Source organism: Pseudomonas sp. Nvir (assembly GCF_963778085.1).
In the GTDB taxonomy this organism is placed as follows: Bacteria; Pseudomonadota; Gammaproteobacteria; order Pseudomonadales; family Pseudomonadaceae; genus Aquipseudomonas; species Aquipseudomonas juntendi.
On the sequence record NZ_OY970405.1, the window covers coordinates 3,647,675 to 3,668,247 of the forward strand.

A 20,573-nucleotide genomic window follows, 5' to 3' on the forward strand; every position below is an offset into this window, starting at 1 on the left:
GCCCAAGGAGCTGTGCTTTTGCCTGCCTGGATCCCTACCCCGCTGCGCCAACTTGGCCAACGCCTGCGCGGCGCTGCCGCGCATCAGAGCGAACTGCTCGCCTGGTTCGAAGACAAGGCGCACAGCCGCGGTTATCAGCTCAGCGATGGCCAGCGCCGGGTGATCCACTGCATGGCCAGGCAATTGGCACAATTGGAGCAAGGCCAGCCGCGTAGCCTGTACCTGTACGGCTCGGTCGGCCGGGGCAAAAGCTGGCTGCTCGACGGCTTCTATCAGGCCGTACCGGTCGAAGCCAAGAAGCGCCTGCACTTTCATGATTTTTTTGCCCGCCTGCACCAAGGCATGCATCGCCACCGGGCGCTGGACGACGCACTGGGCGCGACCCTGGACGAGCTGATAGGCGATTGCCGGGTGCTGTGTTTCGATGAATTCCATGTACATGACATTGGCGATGCCATGCTGCTCACCCGGCTGTTCAATGCCTTGTTCAGCCGCGGGGTGTTTTTGCTGGTGACGTCCAACTACGCGCCTGAGGGGCTGCTGCCCAACCCCCTGTACCATGAGCGTTTCCTGCCGGTGATCCGCCTGATCAACAGCTCGATGGAGGTCCTGGAAGTCGGTGGCGATACCGACTTTCGCAGCCTGCCGGCCAACCGCGAGCAGCAGCGGTTCACCCAGGGGCATTATGTATGGCCCGGCACTGCGGCACAGCGCCAGGCGTTGCAGGTACCCGCGCCACGGCCAGTGCAGCTGAACGTGAACAAGCGCCCACTGCGGGCCCTGGCGGTGGATGGCCGGCGCGTGGTGCTCGGCTTCGACGACCTGTGCGAAAAAGCCACGGCGGTGATCGACTACCTGGTGCTGGCCGAGCAGTTCGACGAATGGGTCATCGATGGGCTGGATGACCTGGCGGACTGCTCACTGGCGGCGCAACAACGTTTCGTCAACCTGGTGGATGTGCTGTACGACCAGGACAGACAGGTGACGGTGATCGGCAAACGACCACTGGAAGAAAGCCTGGGTGGGCCGCTTGCCGACCTGATGCGCACCCGCAGCCGCCTGGGGCAGCTGCAGGTGGTCGGGCCGCAGGGCTAAACCGCCCTGGGCAAGTCAGCCAGCAGCGCCTCGATCTCTCCCAGCACTGCCGGGTCGTCCAAGGTCGAAGGCGGGACGTAGTCCTGCCCATCTGCAATCTTGCGCAACACCGCCCGCAGGATCTTCCCGGACCGGGTCTTGGGCAGGCGCTTCACCAGCCGCACCCGGTTGAAGCACGCCAACGGGCCTATTTCCTCGCGCACGCAGCGCACCAGGTCGACCAGCAACTGCGCCTCGGTAATGCCCTCGCCGTCCTTGAGCACCACCAGCGCCAACGGCACCTGGCCCTTTATTTCGTCATGCACGCCAATCACCGCGCACTCGGCCACTGCCGGGTGGCGCGCCACCAGGTCTTCCATTTCCCCCGTGGAAAGCCGATGCCCGGACACGTTGATCACATCATCGGTGCGCCCCATGATGTAAACGAAGCCATCATCGTCCAGGTAGCCGCCATCGCCCGTGTGGTAGTAGCCAGAGTAGCTGTGCAGATAGGCCTGCAGGTAACGTGCGTGGTCGCCCCACAGCGTCTGGCTGCAACCGGGCGGCAATGGCAGGGCGATCACGATCGAGCCCTGCTGGTGGGGGCCCAGCAGGCGCCCTTCGTCGTCCAGCACACGCACGTGATAGCCGGGCACGGCGCGGTTGCTCGAACCCGGCCGTGCCGCGCTGCCCTCCAGCCCCACGCAGGGCGCAGTGACTGGCCAGCCGGTCTCGGTCTGCCACCAATGATCGTGCACAGGCTTGCCACTCACCTGCTCCAGCCATTGATGGGTGCTCGAGTCGAGCTTTTCACCCGCCAGGAACACATGGCGCAGCGAGCTGAGGTCATGGTTGCGCACCCGCTCGCCCTGCGGGTCCTCCTTGCGAATGGCACGCATGGCCGTGGGCGCACAGAACAGCGCATTGACCCGATACTGCTCGACCACCCGCCAGTAGGCAGCGGCGTCTGGCGTGCGAATCGGCTTGCCCTCGTAGAATATCGTGGTGCAGCCGCTCATCAACGGCCCGTAGACGATCAGCGAGTGCCCCACCACCCAGCCCACATCGGAAATGCCCCACCACACATCACCGGCTTGCATGCCGTAGATATGGCGCATGGCGTAACACAGTGCCACTGCGTTGCCGCCGTTTTCGCGGACGATGCCCTTGGGTTTGCCCGTGGTGCCCGAGGTGTACATGATGTACAGCGGGTCACCGGCATCCAGCGCTACCGGCTCAACCGGCTTGGCAGTTTGCATCGCTACCTGCCAATCCAGGTCGCGCCCTGGCAGCAGATCGGCCTTCACCTGCGGCCGCTGCAGCACCAGCACTGAGCGCGGCTGGTGCCTGGCCAGTTGCAGCGCACGGTCGACCAGTGGCTTGTAGGGGATCACCTTGTCAAACTCCAGCCCGCAGGAAGCCGTCAGCAGCAGCGCCGGCCGCGCGTCATCGATGCGCAGGGCCAGCTCGTTGGCGGCGAAGCCACCGAACACCACCGAGTGCACCGCACCAATCCGCGCACAGGCCAGCATGGCCATGGCCGCCTGCGGCACCATGGGCATGTAGATGATCACGCCGTCGCCTTTGTTAACGCCCAGCTCGCGCAGCAAGCCGGCCAGGCGCGCCACCTCGTCGCGTAACTGCAGGTAGGTGTAGGTTTGCTGCACGCCAGTCACCGGCGAATCGTAGATCAGCGCCAATTGCTCGCCGCGGCCCTGCTCGATCTGGTGATCGAGGGCCAGGTAGCAGCTATTGAGCCGGCCATCGGCGAACCAGTGGTGGGTGCCATCGGCGTTCTCTTGCAAGACCTGGGCAGGTTTTTGATACCAGGCCAGGTGAGCGGCCTGTTCCGCCCAGAAAGCGGCAGGGTCGGAGATGGACTGGGCGTAGCTGTGCTGGTAGCTCATATCGAAAGGAACCCGATTTTGTTGTTATTGAAGGGCGAACCTGAAGTATGGCCTGCACCGCCCGCCTCGCCAGGCGACTAAAGTCACAACCGACCTGCAAATTTGCATAACGCGCCAATGCGCCCTATTTCGGTGCAAAACCCCTAGAATAGGCCCCCCTCAAGCCACCGAGCAGCCCATGGATATCGAACAGGCCCGTACCTTTCTGGAGATCGTGCGTTGCGGCAGCCTGGTCGCTGCCGCCGAGCGCCTGTTCGTTTCGCAAACGGCGATCACCGCCCGGGTGCAGCGCCTTGAACAGCAGCTGGGTTGCCAGTTGTTCGTGCGCAGCCGCAGTGGCGCCAGCTTGACCTGCGATGGCGAAGCTTTCGTCAGTTATGCCAACCAGTTGGTGCAGACCTGGGAGGCGGCGCGCAGTGACCTGCCGCTGCCCGAGGGCTGCCAGCAGGTGCTGCATGTAGGCGGTGAAGTGAGCCTGGGCAACCCGATGATGCTCGATTGGGTCAGCGCCCTGCATCGCGAACTGCCCAGCCACGCGATCCGCAGCGAGGTCAGCGACGGCGAGGCGCTGCTGCGCAAGGTCGAGATGGGCCTGCTGGACGCTGCGCTGGTCTACCAGCCAACCTATGGCCCGGGTTTGCAGGTCGAGCAGTTGATGGAAGAAAAGCTGATCCGCGTGCGCCGGGTCGATCGGCCCGAGCCGTATATCTACATCGACTGGGGCCAGGCCTTCCGCCGCCAGCATGACGCCGCCTTGCCCGAATGCGCGCGCCCGGCGCTGAGCTTCAACCTCGGACCACTGGCGCTGCAGTTCATTCTCGACCAAGGCGGTAGCGGCTACTTCCGCACACGGGTGGTTCAAGCCTACCTCGACAGCGGGGTTTTCGAACGAGTCCCGCACGCGCCTGAATTCACCTACCCAACCTATCTGGTCTACCCGCGCAAACGCGACAGCGAAGCCCTGCAGCAGGCGTTCAGCGTGCTGCGCCGGCTGGTGGCCGCCGGCGCAAGCGACTGGTCACAACGCTGGGACCCTGTTCTCTGAAACCTGTTGGGCCTTGCTGAGCAACTGGCGCTTGAGGCCGGCAATCAGGTCGGTCTGGGTGATCACCCCCACCAGGCGCCCATCGTCGAGCACCGGCAGGCAATGCAGGCCTTGTTCGCACAGCAGCGGCAGCAGGCGCTCCAGCGGGTGCTGGCTGCTGACGCTGACCACTGGCTGCATCATCACCTGGGCCAGGCGCACGGGCGGGCGGCCGAACAGTCCGCGCCAGGTGAAGCGGCCACGTTGCATGGCCGGGCCAACCAGATCGCTGAGGCTGACAATGCCCACCAGTTTGCCGTGCTGCAGCACCGGCAGTGTTTTCAGATGATGGCTGGCCAGCATGGCCCAGGCCTGCTCTAACGTCGTGTCGGGGCTGGCGAATTGCACATCGCGAGACATCACTGACGCCGCGGTGATGCCGCCCAGGCTGCGCTGCAAGGCATGCTGCTCGGTGGCCAGGATAATGCGCTCCAGTTCGTCCCGGGTGACGTCCACGAACTCGCCCAGCTCTTCGAGGGCATGGTCCAGGTCTTCGCTGCGCACGCCAACGCGCTCGGTAGGCAGCGGGTCATGGGTATGGTGCAGGTCCTTGCGGATTACCGCGCCCTTGGGGTAGCGCACGCCCGTCAGGCGGTTGTAGAGCACTGCCACCGTTACCAGGATCAGTGCATTGAGCAACACCGGTTGCAACAGGTGGTCGCCCAAGGCGGTCAGGCCTGGGTCGGCCAGTACCGCACTCACGGCCACCCCGCCACCCGGCGGGTGCAGGCAGCGCAGCAGGCACATGACCAGGATCGAGATCCCCAGCGCCACGGCGGCCACCCACAACTCGGGGCCGAACCCCTGGCGCATGGCCAGGCCAACAGCGCCTGCCAGGGCGTAACTGCCCAGCACTGGCCAAGGCTGAGCCAACGGGCCGGAGTGCACCGCGAACACCAGCACCGCCGACGCGGCCAACGGGCCGAGCAAGTGCAGAGCAATGCCCGGGCCGTAGGCCATGCTGGTCAGCCAGCCGGCGAGGAACAAGCCAAGCAGTGCGCCAATACCGGCACGCAACCATTCTTTGGGGGGGATATTCAGGGCGGGCGGCAATAGCCGCAGCAGACGACTTTCGGAACGCGAGGCAGGCATTTGAACTATCGGGGTCGTGTTTTTTTCGGTTTGAAAAGAAAGCCCAGGGCAGCTGCCTGGGCCTGGTATTGCGCAGGCAATATCACAAGGGGCTCCGTCCGTGGAGAGATGGAAACCACGCGGTTTCGTGAAGGCATTGTGCCGGCCGCGGCGCGATTGGGCCAATTCAAAAAAATGCGCCTGTACTGCAATTTTTTTGCAGTGCCTATCGGCAAAGCAGGCCGCCGCAGCCGCAGGCGCGGCTCGGGACCACTAGGCCTTGCGCGGCAGGTTCAGGCTCACCCGCAGCCCGCCCAACGGGCTTTGCTGCAACGCCAGCTGCCCTCCCCAGGCCTCCACGATGTCACGCACGATGCCCAAGCCCAGGCCGTGCCCGTCCACCTGTTCATCCAGCCGCGACCCGCGCCCCAGCACCTGCTGGCGCTGCCCCTCGGGGATGCCTGGCCCATCATCATCGACCCACAGCCGATACCCTTCGGCATCCGCCTCGGCCCCCAGGCGCACTTCGCTGTCAGCCCATTTGCAGGCGTTGTCCAGCAGGTTGCCCAGCAGCTCCAGAACGTCTTCCCGGTCCCATGGCAGTGACAGCCCGGGCGGCACATCACTGGCCAGTAGCAAACCTTCGCCATGGATCATGCCCAGGGTTTCGAGCAGGCCGGGCAACTCGGCATCGCAATCGAACTGCGCGCCTGGCAGGGCGTCGCCGGCCAGGCGCGCCCGGTTCAACTCACGGGCCAGGCGTTGCTGGATCTGCTCCAGTTGCTCACGCATCTGCGCGCTGACTTGCGGCAAATCCTTGAGGCGCTCGCTCGACGCCAGGCTGAGCAGCACCGCCAGCGGTGTTTTCAGCGCATGGCCAAGGTTGCCCAGGGCATTGCGTGAACGGCGCAGGCTGTCTTCGGTGTGGCTGAGCAAATGGTTGATCTGCCCCACCAACGGGGCCAGCTCGCTGGGGACTTCGGCATCCAGTTGCGAACGCTGCCCCTGCTGCAGCTGGGCGATCTGCTGGCGTGCCCGCTCCAGCGGCCGCAACGAGCGGGTGACGGTGATGCGCTGCAGCACCAGCACCAGGATCAACGCCACCAGGCCCATGCCCAGGCCGATCTGTTGCAGGCGCCGGAACCCCTGGCGTACCGGGGAATAGTCCTGGGCCACGCTGATGGAAATATCCTGCCCCAGGCGCCGGTAGTCGGCACGCAGGGCCAACAGGTGCTGCCCTTCCGGCCGCAGCTCATGGCTGTCGGAAAGCCCTGGGGCCGCCGGTTTGGGCATATCCAGGTCCCACAACGAACGAGAACGCCAGGTGCCCTGGTCGAAGTCGATGCGGAAGTAGTAGCCGGAAAACGGCCGCTGATAAGCCGCCGAGATACGCCGCTCGTCCAGCTGCAGGCCGGACGGCCCCCGCACCAGGGCCACCAGCAGGTTCTCGCTTTCCTTGCGCAGGCCGTTTTCCAGGTAGCGTTGCAGGCCGGCTTCGAACAACCACAGGGTCAGTTGTGCCAGCACCACGCCCACCACCACCAGCACAGCGACCAGGCCCAGGCTCAAGCGCGCCTGGATCGACTTCACTCGGCGCTCCCGGCGTAGATGTAACCTTGCCCACGGCGGGTTTCGATCACGCTGCGCCCCAGCTTGCGGCGCAAGTGATTGACGTGCACCTCCAATACATTGGAGTCACGCTCTGTTTCACCGTCGTACAGGTGTTCGGCCAAGTGGCTTTTGGACAGGATCTGCTGCGGGTGCAGCATGAAGTAGCGCAGCAAGCGAAACTCGGCAGCGGTCAGCTGGATATCTACACCGTCGCGGCTCACGCATTGGCGGCCTTCATCCAGGTGCAAGCCGGCCGCTTCCAGCCTGGGCTGGTTGGCCAGGCCGCGGGCACGGCGCAACAGCGCCTGTATGCGCAACTGCAACTCCTCGGGGTGAAACGGCTTGCTCAGGTAGTCATCGGCCCCTGCCTTCAACCCTTCGATACGCTCGGCCCAGGAGCCGCGCGCGGTCAGGATCAGCACCGGCGTGGCCAACGCAGCGGCACGCCACTGGGCGAGTACCTCCAGGCCCGGCATGCCCGGCAAGCCGAGGTCGAGGATGATCAGGTCATAAGGCTCGCTCTGGCCCTGGTACACCGCGTCACGGCCATCGGCCAGCCAGTCCACGGCATAGCCCTGGCGTTGCAAGCCGGCAATCAGCTCATCGGCCAGCGGTACGTTGTCCTCGACAAGCAACAGGCGCATTCAGTCGTCTTCCTCATCTTTGAGCAGGGCGCCGGTGCTGGCGTCAAGCTTGATTTCGCGAACCACGCCAGCAGGTGTCAGCAGCTCGACCTCATATTCGTAGCGATCATCGTCCTCTTCCAGTTCGGCTTCCAGCAAACGCGCCCCGGGGTAACGCCCCAGGGCGGTTTCCAGCAACTGTTCGAGTGGCAGGATGACGCCCTTTTGCCGCAGCTTAAGGGCTTCATCCTGATCGAGGTCGCGGGCGGCTGCCAGCGAGCACACGGCCAGCAGCGCCAGCGCCAGGTAGCGCGCTGGCCGTGGTAAGCGACGCATCAGTTGTCTCGCTCGTCCTTCACCACTTCACCGGTCTTGGCGTCCAGTGCCACGTCCCATTCCACGTTCTGGGTATCGCGCAGCTCGACTTTGTAGATGTAACGGCCGTACTCGTCTTCCAGCTCGGAATCGGTAACGGTGGCGCCGGGGTGCTTGGCGACGGCAGTGGCCTTGAGTTCATCCAGCGACTTGATGGTCTTGGCGTTTACCAGTTTGACCACTTCGTCGGGCTGCACATCCTTGGCGAAAGCGGCATTGGCGCCCAGGGCAAGGGCGGCGGCGGTGAACAGGGCAGTCAAGGTTTTCATCGTGCTTCTCTCCTGAGAGCTGTACAAGTTGTCTACGGGGTTAAGATTACCCGGCGGTCCTTAATTCAACCTGAAAGCAACGGGCGGCATGATAGCGCAGCCTGCGGGGCCGTGTGATGTTCCACCGAGCCGTTGCATCAGCACGCAGTATTCGCTTCACCGAACCTTATAATCACCGGCTCGATACCCAGGAGATCCGTCATGAGCGCCATCCACATCAAATACCCTGCGCTCACGTTCAAGGCGGGCCAACGTGCCCTGCAGCACATCCGCGAGCGCGGGCTACAGGCGGCCGATGTAGGTGTGCTGCCAGGCGCAGCGGGCGGGCCGAAGCCACTCGGCATCCAAGGCCTGGACCTGGCCCTGTTCGGTGAGTGGCTACCGTCGGCACCCCGCCAACGCGCACTGATCGGCGCCTCGATCGGCGCCTGGCGCTTCGCCAGTGCCTGCCTGCAAGACCCGGTGGCCGGCATCCGCCGGCTTGGCGAACTGTATACCGAGCAAGACTTCGCCAAAGGGGTTACACCGGCAGAAATCAGCCGCAGTTGCGCAACAATGCTCGATGACCTGCTGCAGGGCCGCGACGCCCAGTTGCTGGCCAACCCGCACTATCGCCTGAACATCCTGGTGGTGAAAAGCCATGGTCAGCTCGCCCACGACCAGCGTGCCCGCCTGGGCCTCGGCCTGGGCTCGGTGGTCGCCAGCAATCTATTGGGCCGGGCACGCCTGGCGCGCCACTTCGAGCGCATCATCCTGCATGACGGGCGTAGCGCGCCGCCGCTCGATGCCTTGACCGACTTCCCTTCGCGCTGCCTGCCGCTGGACCTGGCCAACCTGCGCCAGGCCCTGCTCGCCTCGGGCTCGATCCCGATGGTCATGCAGGGAGTGAAGGATATTCCTGGGGCGGGCGCCGGTACTTACCGCGACGGCGGCTTGCTCGATTACCACCTCGACCTGCCTTACCACGGCGACGACCTGGTGCTGTACCCGCACTTCACCGACAAGGTCATACCCGGCTGGTTCGACAAGGCGCTGCCCTGGCGCAAGGGCGATGCCAGGCGGCTGCAGAACGTGTTGCTGATGACGCCCTCGCCGCACTATCTGGCCGCCCTGCCCTTCGGCAAGTTGCCAGACCGCAACGACTTCAAGCGTTTCATGGGCGATGCCGCGGGGCGCAAACGCTATTGGTACAAGGCCATTGCCGAAAGCCAGCGGCTGGGCGACGAATTGCTGGAACTGGTCGCCACCGGGCGGCTGCATGAACGCCTGCAAGCCTTGTAGCGGTCATGCTGTTAAACTGCGCGCATTATTGATTCACTCAGAGTTCTGACAGCGTGGAAATCTTCAAGGATTCAACAGTGGATTCCCGCCGAAAACCGCGCGATACCACAAACAGCCATGACGCCCTGAATGCGGCGTCATTGGCGTATCGCCGCGTACCACGCTGTACCTTCCCAATGACCAAAACGTAGTACATCATCCAGTACATCCAACGACCAGCAAGAGGCAATGTACTAGTGGCGCTCACGGACACCGCGGCCAGGCAGGCCAAGCCCCGGGAAAAGGGCTACACCCTAGCGGACTCGCTCGGGCTGACGCTGTACATCGCCAACACTGGCGTGAAGAGCTGGCACTTCAGGTTCACCTGGCTTGGCAAGCAGGCCAGGATCTCGCTTGGTACTTACCCAGAAGTCGGATTGAAGGAAGCGCGTGCGCGGAGGGATGAGGCGCGCGAAGAGGTTGCGCAAGGTAAGGACCCGCGCGAATCGAGGAGGGAGAAGAAGATTGAGCGCCTGGGCGCCCAAGAAAGGACATTCCGCCGCGTCTATGAAGAGTGGCTTGAATTCAGGAAGGGAGGCCTGACCGAGTCAACGGTCAAGGTTATTTCAAACGCAATGGAGCTGGATGTACTTCCGGCATTTGGCCCGCGCCAGATCGACAGCATCAGGCGCGCTGACGTGATTACGCTGATCCGCCGCATAGAGCGGCGCGGCTCGATCACTACCGCCGTTAAGACTCGGCAGTGGACGGGCCAGGTCTTCCGCTATGCGGTTGCGATCGGAATGATTGAGGTAAACCCCACGGCGGAAATGCACGCTGTGACAGAGAAGATGGCGCCGCACAAGAACCGGCCGTTCCTGACCTTCGACGAGATGCCGACCATCATCAAGGCTATTGAGGCGAGCCAGTCAGGCCTACAGCTGCAGTGCGCCACCAAGCTGCTCATCCTGACAGCCTGCCGCCCGGCAGAGGTGCGCAAGGCCGAGTGGTCAGAGATCGATCTGGAAACCGCGACCTGGTCCATCCCGGCCGCCAAGATGAAGATGCGCCGCGACCACGTGGTGCCACTATCGCGCCAAGCGGTCGAGATTCTGCGCTTGATGCTGCCGATATCCGGGAACCTGAAGTACGTTTTCCCGAACCGGACGGACCCCATTCGGCCGATCGGCATCAACTACGCGGTGAACCTGATGGACCGGTGTGGCTACACCGGCCGCCAGTCGCCGCACGGGTTCCGGCACTTGTTCTCGACAGAGATGAACAGCCGCGGCTACAACAAGGACTGGATCGAGCGCCAGCTTGCCCATGCCGACAGCAGTACAATCCGCGACGTGTACAACCACGCCACCTATATAGAGCAGCGGCGCCGGATGATGCAGGAATGGGCTGACATGGTATTGCCGGATCGTCATTGAGGACTCTAGCGGCGGTCATGGTCCCGAATGCTGTGGGTCACCACACCCCAAACCTCGAAGTGGTCACCCTCCATGATGTACCTGGACGGGAACTTCGGGTTGTCCGGTACCAGAACCACCTGGCGGTCACGGATGATCATCCGCTTGCAGGTGGCATCGCCGTTCAGCGCGGCGATGATGATGCTGCCTGACTTTGGCTCAGCGAGGCGATCGACTATCAGCAGGTCGCCGGTATAGATGCCGGCCCCCTGCATGCTGTCGCCCTCCACCTTGACCAGGTAGACGTTGGGCGCGTGCAGCTTGAGCAGATCGTCGATGGAGACCTGCAAGTGGTCAGTTTCTGAGGGCATGGTTGAAGGCATGGTGGCTGGCCGATTACTGGATATATATACAGTATCTTATGGGCAGGCCAACTCAGGCAACAGCCGGTCAGCGGCAGGATTCAACAGCAGCCTCCAGCTGCTTCTCGTATCCGATCCGCTGCCGGCGCTCTGCCAGCAGCGCCCGCACCTTCACTTCCAGGCTGTCGGTCTTTCGCAGCCCGGCAGCTGCCCAGGGCGGAACAGCCACCTCCGGCGCCCGGCACGGCACCTGCACTGGCACCTCGACGCGCACGTACTGGACCTCTGGCGCGACCTCCCCTGCGCAGCCGGCCAGCAGGGCGATGCCTGCGAGCACCCCCACCCCGCGCAGGATTCGACCTGCAGCACCTGCACCGCCTGCACTTTTGTGCAAGACCTGCACTTGTTCGCTGCTCCTGCAGGGCCCACCTTGGTGGCCACCCTCAAGCCCAGAAGCCATGCGGGTTCCAGTGGTAATTTCGCCTGCTTGATGGCCGGGCAGGCCCACCCCTAAATCGGTCATAGCCCTAGCTCCAGATCGATGATTGAGGTGGCGGCAGCGCATTGGTCGCCGCCGGTGCGCTCCTGCTGCAGGCGGTTTGCCGCCGCATAGTCGACTTTTGCGCCGGCCCCGGCTTCGGCCACCGCCTGCGCGACCCTGGCCTGGCGCTCATTCGCCGCCAGGGTCAGGTCGCCCAGGGCCTTCCCCTGTTCTTGCGCCAGGCCTGCAAGGTTGTCTCGCGCCGCTGTGCATGCTGCGACCCGGTCCTGCTCCTCGTCCAGAGCCGGCCGGAAATGGCTGGTGGCGAGCCAGACGCCCACTGCCACGCCGAGCAGGGCCATCAGGGCGGCACCGGCAAGCCGCATCACCCAGTCGTTCATATCGCCTCCAGGAACAGATCCCGCTCAGCGGCCCGCCGGCGGACCAGCCCGGACAGCACCTGCCCGCCGGCCTTGTTCCAGCGCGGAAACTGCTCGGCAGCAGCTGCGTAGTTGCCCGCATTGAGCAGCCGGCGGAGCGTGGATGATTCGAGGTTGGCCGCGCCCAGGTTGTAGGTGAAGCTCATCAGGGCGTCCCACTGGTTTTGGTTCAGCGGCGCGGTGATCAGGCGCTGCACCTCTGGCTCGAAGCGCTGCACGTCGTTAAGCAGCATACGCTCGGCCTGCTCCTTGCTGATCTTCATGCCAGCCTTCACACCCCGGGTGGCGCCGTAGCCGATGGTCCAGACGCCGACAGAATCCTGATAGGCCTGCAGGCGCAGGCCCTCGAACGACTTGATGAGGTTCAAGCCGCGTTGCGATGTGCGCATGGGTATTCTCCAGGCGAAAAAAGCCCGCGTTGAGCGGGCATTGGGTGGTTGCGAACGCCGTCAGGCAGCAGGCGCCTCAGGCTCTGGTGCTGGCTCTGCCGGATCTTTTGCGCTGATGGAGACTTTGGCGGTGTAGTCCTTCAGCACTTGGGCGACACAGACCTGGGCGGCCGGGAACTGGCTCAAGATCTCGCGGGCTCGGGCGTCGGCCTCCTCCTGGGTGGCGTAGCGAGTTTTGTTGGCAACTTCGTAGTCATTGCTCAGGTTGATGGCGACAAATGGCATGGGTAAATCTCCAGGCAAAAGAAGCCCGCTCGATGGCGGGCATTGGGTAGTTGGCTTGGGTTCAAGCCTTGGGGTATTGCTGTTTGATCTGCTGCAGGGTCGAGAAAAACGGCTCTGCTTTGGGCATGTGCCCTTGATTCATGGCATGCCACAGCATGTCCAGTTGTTCCTCCACCGGCGGATACTCGGCCGCACGGCGCTTGGTGTGGTCGCACTTATGCTGAATTTTCAACGGTGAACTCCTGATCGCGGTATGGCCAAAGGCTGACCGTGACGGTGTAGATACCCGGCGCCGAAAATCCCAGCTCGATGTCACTGCCGTCAGCGGTGTAGGTTTCGCTCTCGATGTTGACGGCGGCACCTTCGTGCACCCCCTTCAACCAGAGCCCTTGGAGAACCGCCCCCATCTGGGGACGCTCCTTGAGCATCTGCCCCACCACGAAGTGTTCGGCCGGCCTTGCCGGTGTGGCCACCTGGATGAAAGGCCGGTCGGTGTTGAGTCTGATGATCTGCTTCCCATACTCGGGCGGGCAGCTGACGGCAAATACGATCCGGCCGTCAGGCTCATAGGCTGCGAAGTGTCCAGTGTTGCTCATCGTTTGGTTCCCATCGCAAAGAGGTTATGATTTCTCACGCCGACACCCGTGTTCTCCCCCCACCACTTCACAGTGATGACGAAATAACCAGGGCCAACGCCGATTGATCCCGTCAGGTTAGGGAAGCCATCCGCCCAATCGCCGCCACCTTCCGCGATCACCAAGCCGTTGATGTCCATCTGAAATTGGTATTTACGGATACCACTGCCAAACCCTTGGTAGCAGCTGTACTGGGCGGTGATGAAACCGCCCTCGTCCATATGCACGCCGACAGCGACCAGGTTTTGCCATTGGCCTACCCCCGCACCCAGCACATTCCCGGGGCTGCTTGCCGATACCGGCACAGTGACCGCGTTACCACGAATTCGCAGCGTGTCGATTTCCGCCACCCCGATCTTCGCGGACGTAATCGCACCGTTGGCGATCTTGGCGTTGATGATGCTGCCATCACGAATGAAGGCATCATTCATAAACACCTGGCCGCCTTGAATCGCAAACGGGCTGACGTAACCATTGCCGGCGGCGTTGATTACCGCGAACTGGTCCGCCAAGACGGCCACGACCGACTGCAGCACACCATTCTGGTTCTGAATGCCTACTCCAATCCCACCGAGCGCATAAACTCCGCTTTGCGTAACTGCAACCTTGATCGAGAACTGAGCGTTGACCCGATTATTCAATCCGGTCTGCGCGGTACTGATCTGCTGTACCGAAGCATTGGTGGCCCCCAAGGACGATTGGGTGGTCTGGATCTGCTGGCTAAGTGCACCATCTGCATCGGCCCGCGCTTTGGCTTCATTCTGAATCGCTGCGTCCGCATCACCGACCGACGCATACAACCCGTCGATCCGCAGCCCCTCGGCGGTGAGCTTGCCGCCCTGCTGGGTAACGTTGCTCTCCAGGCTGGCCACCGCCTGCGCCGAGGCGGCCGCCGAGCGGCGGCCAACCGCGATGTAGGCAATGTCGATTTCGCCCGACGCGTCCACCGAGTTCATCATATCCAGGCGAATGGCGATGATGCTTTTGCCGTTCCAGCCCGCGTGGCCCGACAGGTCAAACTCAATGTCTTGCCAATCGTCGGTGGTCAGACTGATGGTCCACGCCATGCGGCGAGCCTCAGCCAGGCCACCGTCCTCGTTTGCCCAATACATCTGGGCGCCCGCACGGGTGGTGTTGCGTCGACGCAGCCGGATACGTAGGTAAGGGTTCTCGGCGCCGGCGATTGCCGGGGTGAAGTTGCACTGCAGGTTCGGGCACTTGCCCGCCGTGGCAAACAGCGGCCCAGCGGTAAAGGTCGAACCGGCGATGGTACCTACCCATCCTTGGGTAGAGCCGATGAACTCCCAGGACTTGCCCGCCACGAATGGCTGGGCCGTTCCAATGCTGTTTTTCAGCTGGGTGATATCGCTGCTGTTGCTGGTCAGGACGCCCTCGGCAGTGCCAACACGGTTGCTCAGCAGGCTCACCGCCGACGCGTCCGCCTTGGTCGCTGCCAAGGCACTGGCAGCCGCCGCAGCTGCAGCCGCATCCGTGGCCACCTTGTCGGTGACAGCCACCCAGGTGCTGCCGTTCCAGCGCTTCGGCGTGTTCGCATTGCCGGTGGTGTCGATCCATAGGTTCTGGGAAATCCGATCCGCAACGGCCGGCGCGGTCGACTGGTACAACACCTTGCCTTTGGTGCCAGCCGCGTCGGACGCCGCTTGTGCCGCCTGCTGCGCCGCCGTGACGTTGCCATTGGTGGTCGTCAGACTGTTCTGCAGTCCCGTGATCGCCTGGCCTTGCGTGGTCAGCTTGCCTTCGTTATCGCTGACTTTGGTGCTCAGGCTCTGCACCGCCAAGGCATCCGCCTTGCTCTGGGCGACGGCCAAGGCGTTGGCCGCCGCCGCCGCTGCGTCGGTTGCAACTTTGTCCGTGACCGCAACCCAGGCGCTACCATTCCAGCGTTTTGGCGTGTTGGCATTGCCAGTGGTATCAATCCACAGGTTCTGCGCCAGGCGCTTGTCTGTAGCCGGCGCGGTAGAGCCGTAAATGACCTCCCCTTTGGCGCCGGCCGCCGCCGCCGCCGCTTGGGCAGCCTGCTGTGCAGCAGTGACGCCCTGGTTGGTAGTATTCAACCCTCCTTGCAGTGAAATGATGGATTGTCCGTGGGAGACCAAACCTTGCTCAGTCTGCTCGACCCTCCCAGACAGCAGGTTGGTAGCCGAGACGTTCGCGGCGATTTCACCTGCCGCAACCTGCCCATTGTCACGCCATCCCGTTGCGCGTGAACCGTACTCAGCTTGCGGCCTGGCCAGCTCCAAAGTGCCGTTCACAGCCGCTGCCGTCTGGCTATGAACACGGAAATATACGTTGAATCGAACAGCCCCCTCAGGGGCCACCGCTGTGAACGAGTGTCGGCTACCTTCAACCGTGATCGGCATGAATCCATTGGCCGGCGCCGAGATTACCGTGCCGGCTTCGTTAATCCACTGGTAGATGATGCGCAGGGCCAGCAAGCCCGCCTCCGCCATGCGGCGGGCGTTGACCGATGTGGTGACGCTCTGCCCGCCCGCTACCCTTGGCCGCTGGGTTGACTGGGTGACCAGCGAAAAATAGGGGCTCGCGTTCGTGACGCCAGTGACCGCGACCCGCAACGCCCGCTCTCCCGAGTTCAACCAGGACGGCACCCTGCTTGGGTTTCTGGGTGCACTACCCTCCAGCACCCACCCATCTGGCACGTTGGCATCGGTCGCGCTGGCACGATTGAAAGTGGGATTGTACAGCAGGTTCTCCCCGCCCACCTCGGCGATCGCGGCGTCAATCGCCGTCATCGCCTGACCTTGGGCGGTAATGTCCTGGCCATGCTGGGCGATCGTGTTGGACAAGGTCTGCACGGTCGACGCATCGGCCTTCTTGGCCACCTCGGTCAGCGCTGACTGCGCTGCCGCAGCTGCATCGGTAGCCACCTTGTCAGTCACGGCTACCCAGCTGCTGCCGTTCCAGCGTTTCGGCGTGTTGGCGTTGCCGGTGGTGTCGAGCCACAGGTTCTGCGTCAGGCGCTTATCCGCTGCAGGGGCGGCCGATCCATAGATCACCTCGCCCTTGGCACCTGCGGCTGTCGCTGCCGCTTGCGCCGCCTGCTGGGCAGCAGTCACCCCCTGATTGGTCGTGGTCAGGCCGTTCTGCAGGCCGATAATCGACTGACCCTGCGTGGTCAGTTTGCCATCGGCGTCACTGACGGCACTGCTCAGGTTGGATACGGCTTCCGCCGAGGCCGCAATCGAACGGCGCCCTACCGCGATATAGGCAATGTCGATTTCGCCGGTGGTATCCGACGCACTCATCATGTCAAGACGAATCGCCAGAATGTTCTTGCCGTTCCAACCGGCGTGGCCAGACAGGTCAATCTCGATATCCTGCCAATCGGTCGTGGTGGTGTTGATCGTCCAGGCCATGCGCCGGGCTTCGGCCAACCCGCCATCTTCGTTCGCCCAATACATCTGGGCGCCTGCGCGGGTGGTGTTGCGCCGACGCAGGCGGATACGCAGGTAAGGGTTCTCGGCGCCGGCGATTGCCGGGGTGAAGTTGCACTGCAGGTTCGGGCAGCTACCGGCCGTGGCGAACAACGGGCCGGCAACAAACGTCGAACCGCTGAGGGTGCCAAACCAACCCCGCGTCGAACCCGTGAACTCCCACGCCTTGCCGGCCACAAACGACTGCGCGGCACTCAGGCTGTTCTTGAGCTGGGTGATATCGCTCCCCTGGCTGGTAAGAACGCCTTCGGCACTGTCGACCCGATTGCCCAGCGACTGAACCGCCGAGGCCTCAGCCTTCTTGCTCACACTATCGGTCAACGAAGTCAGGGCTTGGCTCTGCGACAAAAGCTGCTGATCCTGCGCCTTGTCCTTGTCTTCGGTAGCCGCCACCCGGGTGGTGACCTGCTGCAGCGCCTGCGAGCTGGCCTTGCCGTCGATGCTGGTCTGCATGCCGTCCATGCGGGTGGCTTGCGACGTGAGCTTGCCCTCGGCATCGCTGACCCGGGTGGTCAGGCTGCTGACTACCGTGGCGTCGGCCTTAGTCTGGGCCAAGGCCAATGCGCCGGCGGCAGCTGCGGCAGCATCGGTTGCAACCTTGTCAGTTACAGCGACCCAGGCGGTGCCACTCCACCTCTTCGGCGTGTTGGCATTGCTGGTGGTGTCGATCCAAAGGTTCTGAGCCAGACGGTCGGCGACGGCAGGCGCGGCCGACTGAACAATGACCTTGCCCTTCCCGCCCGCCAGCGTGGCCGCATCCTGCGCAGCCTGCTGGGCAGCCGACACGTTGCCATTGGTGGTGGTTAGGCTCGACTGCAGGCCCGAGATCTGCTGGGCCTGGGCTGAGGTGGCGCCCTCCAGGGTTTCGACTTTGGTTTCCATGGTCTGGACGCGCGCGGCAATGCCGTTGGCCGTAACTACAGCTAGGCCAACATCGGTCCAGTAGGCGGTGTTCGGCGGCGGCGTGTTCAGCGGCACGGTTTTCAGGGCCTGGTACAACTTACCATCGCTGCCCAGGGCGCTTTGCCCGACGCTGTAGGCCTTGTCTTTCCGGTACGGCAACGAGCCGGCCAAGGCCGAGACGTTGGCGATCTGCTGCTGCAGGTCGGCCTTGGCAGCCGACACATCAACGCTCACAGCGGTGATCTGCTGCTGCAAGTTGCCTTTGGTGGTGTTGAGGGCGTTGTTTACCTCACTGATCTGCTGGACCAGTTCGGTCTTGGCCGTCCCTATCCGATCGTTCACCGACCCAGGGCCATTCTTGTCTATCAGGTCGATTCGGCTGGTAAGCTCCTGGCCCAGTTCACTCTCGGTGATCTGATCCTTGATCTGCTCGAGGATCGCGCCAGCATCAGCGCTCGCCATTCCGGCAACCACTGCCGGGGCCTCCGGGAAGAACGGGCCGAGGTTGCCGGTGCGATCCACCAGGCGCGCCCAGAAGAAGAAACGCTGCCCGGCGCGCAGGCCCTGCATGACGTGCTCGTTCTGCGGATAAGCCAGGTCGGCCAGCTTGGTGGCCAAGCCCAGATCGGTGCCTTCGCTGTACCACAGCTCCGTTCGCTGGGTGTCCTCGGCGCCCGCTGGAAAGCCCCACTTGATGCCGATGCCAAACAGCAGACTTTCGGTATCCAGGAACGTAACGGCCGGCGGCAGGCCTTCCTTGCCATTCAGCTGAGTCAGATTCGAGCTTTTCCAGATCGACGTGATGTCGAAGCTACTGACCGCCCGTACCCGAGCCAGGTAAGCGCCAGCGTAGATTCCTACCACATCAACCGAAGCAGCGCCGGTGCGTTGCAGACGAATCCAGTTGCCGTTGTCCTTGCGCCATTCAACATCGTAAGCAACGGCACCCTCCACTGCCGGCCAAGCGATGGTCATGGTGCTGACCGCGATGCCTTGATCAATCATGTGGGTAGACGACAGCGTCACGCTCGCCGGCGGCTGCACGGTGGTCACCGGGGTGACGCTGATCGGGCGGTCGTCCAGCTTGGCGCCGGTATCGATCGCTGCAAACTTGCTCGGATTGAACTCAAGCGCGGTGATCTCGTACTCGCCTTCCTGTGTGCGCGTCGTTTTCAGCACGCGGAACAACTGCACCGCCAGGTCGTCGTAGTCGATTGCCCACTGCAGCTCAGGTTCAGGCTGGACCCCGTAATCGGTAGTCACCGTGACCGCGCGCCCAGCTACCGATTGCACGGTGCGCGCCTGAGCAGTCCCATTCGGCAGGTTCAAGATCAGACGATCACCGGCCTTGATCGGCGTGTCACGGTCCAGGGTCACCACGCGGCCGGCTGCGGAGGCGATCCGGCCACCGTTCGGCCGCCCGGCAACCAGTTCATCAGCCACAGGAATGACGTAGCCCGGCAGCGGAATGCGACCCTCCATGCCGGTCTTGAAGGTGACGGTGCGGTCCTGGCTGTTGCTCAACAGCGCCCACTTACCGCGGCGTTGGGCCTCGGAGGCGCGGGTGCAGCCAATCGCCGACAGCTCGATTGGGCGATCGCGGTACCGGCGCTGGAGCGACAGATCGGTCACCGGAATGACGTCGGTGTCGTAGTTGTTGGCCGGGTTGTCGTAGCTGACCAGGGCGCGGCTGTAGTGCGTGTTGCGCTCCGCGCCGCCATACACGAACTCGCCGTCGATGACGTTGGCCCGGGTGAAGACGTAGTCGATATCCTGGGCGCGCGGCATGTCCGCCTGCATGAACAGGGAGCCGTGAGCCCAGTACACCATGCCCCGGTAGATGGCTGCCAAGTCACGGAGCAGCGTCCAGGCCTCGGAGCGGCCCTGCAGGTTCATGTCGCACAGATAGCGCGGCTCTTGACCACCCACGCCATCCGGCACCAGCTGGTCGCAGTATTGGGCGATGCGGTACATCTCCCACTTGTCGACCATCCACGACTTGATGCGCTTGCCCAGGCCGAAACGATCCTCGACGCACAGCCCGTAGGTCACGAACGCTGGGTTGTTGGTCCAGGCCTGCTTGAAGGTGCCGTCCCATACGCCTGTGTAGGTACGGGCTACCGGGTCGTAGTTGGTCGGTACCGGCCAACGCTTGGCCTTGCACTTCACGGTGACAGCCGGGATGTTCTGGAACTGCTGGGCGTCAAACTCGATGTACAGCAGCGCGGTGTTCGGGTAGCGCAGCTTCTGGTCGATGATCTCGGTGTAGCCAGCGATGGTCATCGTGTCGGCGATTGTGCCGCTGTTGGCGTTTGGGGTAATCCGGCGCACACGCAGCATCCAGCCGGAGGTCGCCTTGGGCAGGTTCACACGCACGGAGCGCTGGTAGCCATTGGTGGTCTTGCCGTCCACGGCGCCGAGGTGTGCCTCGACGTAGGCGCCGCCGTCGGTGGCGATATCGATCGCGTACTCGATGCGGTAGCCGTTGGTGTTGCCGTTGCTGTCCTGCTGCGCCAGGCGCGGCCAAGTCATGCGCACGCGCACGGCCGAGAGTTGGGTGTTGCTCAGGGCGCGGGTGAACGGGTTGTCGCTGCGCAGCTCGACGTTGACGGTGGTTTCGTTCTCAATCGAAGGAATGCCCTGGATGTACTCCTGCTCGACGGAGCCTGGGCGCCACTCCCACTTCACGCCTGGGAAATTCACATTGCCGCTGGCGTCCATGATCGGCGTGTTGTCGAGGTAGATGTCACGGTCGGTTGGCCTACCGTCGAATTCGCCCTCACCCACGGCCAGCAGGATCTTGGCGATGTTCGTCGACTGCAGGCTGTCCGGTGCCTCGACCGGAGTTTTCGGCTTGCTGTCGCCGCCCTTGGCGCCGGTGATTTCCAGATGATCTACAGGGCCCATGCTTTCCTC

18 protein-coding genes are annotated in these 20,573 nt (G+C 63.4%); 4 read left to right on the forward strand and 14 right to left on the reverse strand.

The genetic code is table 11. The features are described from left to right. The first annotated feature begins 18 nt into the window (after positions 1 to 18). On the forward strand, positions 19 to 1,095 hold the full coding sequence (gene zapE, locus AACG97_RS17590; RefSeq protein ID WP_009685929.1) for a cell division protein ZapE: 1,077 nt from the start codon (positions 19 to 21) through the stop codon (positions 1,093 to 1,095). Here the strand turns inward: zapE and AACG97_RS17595 are convergent. Further along, positions 1,092 to 2,981, reverse strand: coding sequence for a propionyl-CoA synthetase (locus AACG97_RS17595; RefSeq protein WP_225786094.1), 1,890 nt, complete (start codon positions 2,979 to 2,981; stop codon positions 1,092 to 1,094). The two genes, zapE and AACG97_RS17595, sit on opposite strands and share 4 nt — an antisense overlap. Before the next feature lie 178 nt (positions 2,982 to 3,159). Here AACG97_RS17595 and AACG97_RS17600 point away from each other — a divergent pair, with 178 nt between their 5' ends. Then, positions 3,160 to 4,026 (forward strand): LysR family transcriptional regulator, encoded by an 867-nt coding sequence (locus tag AACG97_RS17600; RefSeq protein ID WP_232555037.1) that lies wholly within the window; start codon positions 3,160 to 3,162, stop codon positions 4,024 to 4,026. Here the strand turns inward: AACG97_RS17600 and AACG97_RS17605 are convergent. The 5 genes from AACG97_RS17605 to AACG97_RS17625 form a co-directional block, all read right to left on the reverse strand. Continuing rightward, positions 4,000 to 5,157 carry an HPP family protein gene (locus tag AACG97_RS17605; protein WP_197886549.1) on the reverse strand — a complete coding sequence of 386 codons (1,158 nt, stop codon included), beginning with the start codon at positions 5,155 to 5,157 and terminating at the stop codon, positions 4,000 to 4,002. The genes AACG97_RS17600 and AACG97_RS17605 overlap by 27 nt on opposite strands. Before the next feature lie 252 nt (positions 5,158 to 5,409). After that, on the reverse strand, positions 5,410 to 6,726 hold the full coding sequence (locus tag AACG97_RS17610) for an ATP-binding protein (RefSeq protein ID WP_009685935.1): 1,317 nt from the start codon (positions 6,724 to 6,726) through the stop codon (positions 5,410 to 5,412). Continuing rightward, positions 6,723 to 7,391 (reverse strand): response regulator transcription factor, encoded by a 669-nt coding sequence (locus AACG97_RS17615; RefSeq protein ID WP_009685936.1) that lies wholly within the window; start codon positions 7,389 to 7,391, stop codon positions 6,723 to 6,725. The genes AACG97_RS17610 and AACG97_RS17615 overlap by 4 nt, the downstream gene beginning before the upstream one ends. Beyond that, the gene (locus AACG97_RS17620) at positions 7,392 to 7,706 is read right to left on the reverse strand and encodes a PepSY domain-containing protein (protein ID WP_009685937.1); all 315 of its coding nucleotides are present in this window, start codon (positions 7,704 to 7,706) and stop codon (positions 7,392 to 7,394) included. Beyond that, positions 7,706 to 8,014 carry a PepSY domain-containing protein gene (locus AACG97_RS17625; RefSeq protein WP_009685938.1) on the reverse strand — a complete coding sequence of 103 codons (309 nt, stop codon included), beginning with the start codon at positions 8,012 to 8,014 and terminating at the stop codon, positions 7,706 to 7,708. The genes AACG97_RS17620 and AACG97_RS17625 overlap by 1 nt, the downstream gene beginning before the upstream one ends. 201 nt (positions 8,015 to 8,215) lie before the next feature. Here AACG97_RS17625 and AACG97_RS17630 point away from each other — a divergent pair, with 201 nt between their 5' ends. Next, positions 8,216 to 9,295, forward strand: coding sequence for a patatin-like phospholipase family protein (locus AACG97_RS17630; protein ID WP_054881342.1), 1,080 nt, complete (start codon positions 8,216 to 8,218; stop codon positions 9,293 to 9,295). 236 nt (positions 9,296 to 9,531) lie between these two features. After that, positions 9,532 to 10,710, forward strand: a complete 1,179-nt coding sequence (locus tag AACG97_RS17635; RefSeq protein ID WP_029886950.1) for a tyrosine-type recombinase/integrase — start codon at positions 9,532 to 9,534, stop codon at positions 10,708 to 10,710. A gap of 5 nt (positions 10,711 to 10,715) precedes the next feature. Here AACG97_RS17635 and AACG97_RS17640 read toward each other — a convergent pair whose 3' ends face one another. The 8 genes from AACG97_RS17640 to AACG97_RS17675 form a co-directional block, all read right to left on the reverse strand. After that, positions 10,716 to 11,060, reverse strand: coding sequence for a LexA family protein (locus AACG97_RS17640; protein ID WP_230584491.1), 345 nt, complete (start codon positions 11,058 to 11,060; stop codon positions 10,716 to 10,718). 79 nt (positions 11,061 to 11,139) lie between these two features. Further along, the gene (locus tag AACG97_RS17645) at positions 11,140 to 11,445 is read right to left on the reverse strand and encodes a hypothetical protein (RefSeq protein WP_029886948.1); all 306 of its coding nucleotides are present in this window, start codon (positions 11,443 to 11,445) and stop codon (positions 11,140 to 11,142) included. 125 nt (positions 11,446 to 11,570) lie between these two features. After that, positions 11,571 to 11,933 carry a hypothetical protein gene (locus tag AACG97_RS17650; protein WP_054881867.1) on the reverse strand — a complete coding sequence of 121 codons (363 nt, stop codon included), beginning with the start codon at positions 11,931 to 11,933 and terminating at the stop codon, positions 11,571 to 11,573. Continuing rightward, positions 11,930 to 12,361 carry a lysozyme gene (locus tag AACG97_RS17655; RefSeq protein WP_125920171.1) on the reverse strand — a complete coding sequence of 144 codons (432 nt, stop codon included), beginning with the start codon at positions 12,359 to 12,361 and terminating at the stop codon, positions 11,930 to 11,932. Before AACG97_RS17655 ends, AACG97_RS17650 begins: the two co-directional genes overlap by 4 nt. Before the next feature lie 60 nt (positions 12,362 to 12,421). After that, complete coding sequence (locus AACG97_RS17660) at positions 12,422 to 12,646, reverse strand: hypothetical protein (RefSeq protein WP_029887516.1); 225 nt, start codon at positions 12,644 to 12,646, stop codon at positions 12,422 to 12,424. Positions 12,647 to 12,707: 61 nt separating this feature from the next. Then, on the reverse strand, positions 12,708 to 12,878 hold the full coding sequence (locus AACG97_RS17665; RefSeq protein ID WP_019750987.1) for a hypothetical protein: 171 nt from the start codon (positions 12,876 to 12,878) through the stop codon (positions 12,708 to 12,710). After that, a complete protein-coding gene (locus AACG97_RS17670; protein ID WP_029887515.1) occupies positions 12,862 to 13,242 on the reverse strand; it encodes a hypothetical protein in 381 nt (126 codons plus the stop codon). The genes AACG97_RS17665 and AACG97_RS17670 overlap by 17 nt, the downstream gene beginning before the upstream one ends. Next, positions 13,239 to 20,564: a phage tail protein gene (locus AACG97_RS17675; protein ID WP_125920170.1), complete on the reverse strand. Its 7,326-nt coding sequence runs from the start codon at positions 20,562 to 20,564 to the stop codon at positions 13,239 to 13,241. Before AACG97_RS17675 ends, AACG97_RS17670 begins: the two co-directional genes overlap by 4 nt. Positions 20,565 to 20,573: the final 9 nt, after the last annotated feature.

Bases quoted from the DNA above. Each gene is read 5' to 3' on its own strand.
- AACG97_RS17595 (WP_225786094.1), bottom strand. From the start codon at position 2,981: ATGAGCTACCAGCACAGCTACGCCCAGTCCATCTCCGACCCTGCCGCT.
- AACG97_RS17600 (WP_232555037.1), top strand. From the start codon at position 3,160: ATGGATATCGAACAGGCCCGTACCTTTCTGGAGATCGTGCGTTGCGGC.
- AACG97_RS17605 (WP_197886549.1), bottom strand. From the start codon at position 5,157: ATGCCTGCCTCGCGTTCCGAAAGTCGTCTGCTGCGGCTATTGCCGCCC.
- AACG97_RS17615 (WP_009685936.1), bottom strand. From the start codon at position 7,391: ATGCGCCTGTTGCTTGTCGAGGACAACGTACCGCTGGCCGATGAGCTG.
- AACG97_RS17620 (WP_009685937.1), bottom strand. From the start codon at position 7,706: ATGCGTCGCTTACCACGGCCAGCGCGCTACCTGGCGCTGGCGCTGCTG.
- AACG97_RS17625 (WP_009685938.1), bottom strand. From the start codon at position 8,014: ATGAAAACCTTGACTGCCCTGTTCACCGCCGCCGCCCTTGCCCTGGGC.
- AACG97_RS17630 (WP_054881342.1), top strand. From the start codon at position 8,216: ATGAGCGCCATCCACATCAAATACCCTGCGCTCACGTTCAAGGCGGGC.
- AACG97_RS17640 (WP_230584491.1), bottom strand. From the start codon at position 11,060: ATGCCCTCAGAAACTGACCACTTGCAGGTCTCCATCGACGATCTGCTC.
- AACG97_RS17650 (WP_054881867.1), bottom strand. From the start codon at position 11,933: ATGAACGACTGGGTGATGCGGCTTGCCGGTGCCGCCCTGATGGCCCTG.
- AACG97_RS17655 (WP_125920171.1), bottom strand. From the start codon at position 12,361: ATGCGCACATCGCAACGCGGCTTGAACCTCATCAAGTCGTTCGAGGGC.
- AACG97_RS17660 (WP_029887516.1), bottom strand. From the start codon at position 12,646: ATGCCATTTGTCGCCATCAACCTGAGCAATGACTACGAAGTTGCCAAC.
- AACG97_RS17670 (WP_029887515.1), bottom strand. From the start codon at position 13,242: ATGAGCAACACTGGACACTTCGCAGCCTATGAGCCTGACGGCCGGATC.
- AACG97_RS17675 (WP_125920170.1), bottom strand. From the start codon at position 20,564: ATGGGCCCTGTAGATCATCTGGAAATCACCGGCGCCAAGGGCGGCGAC.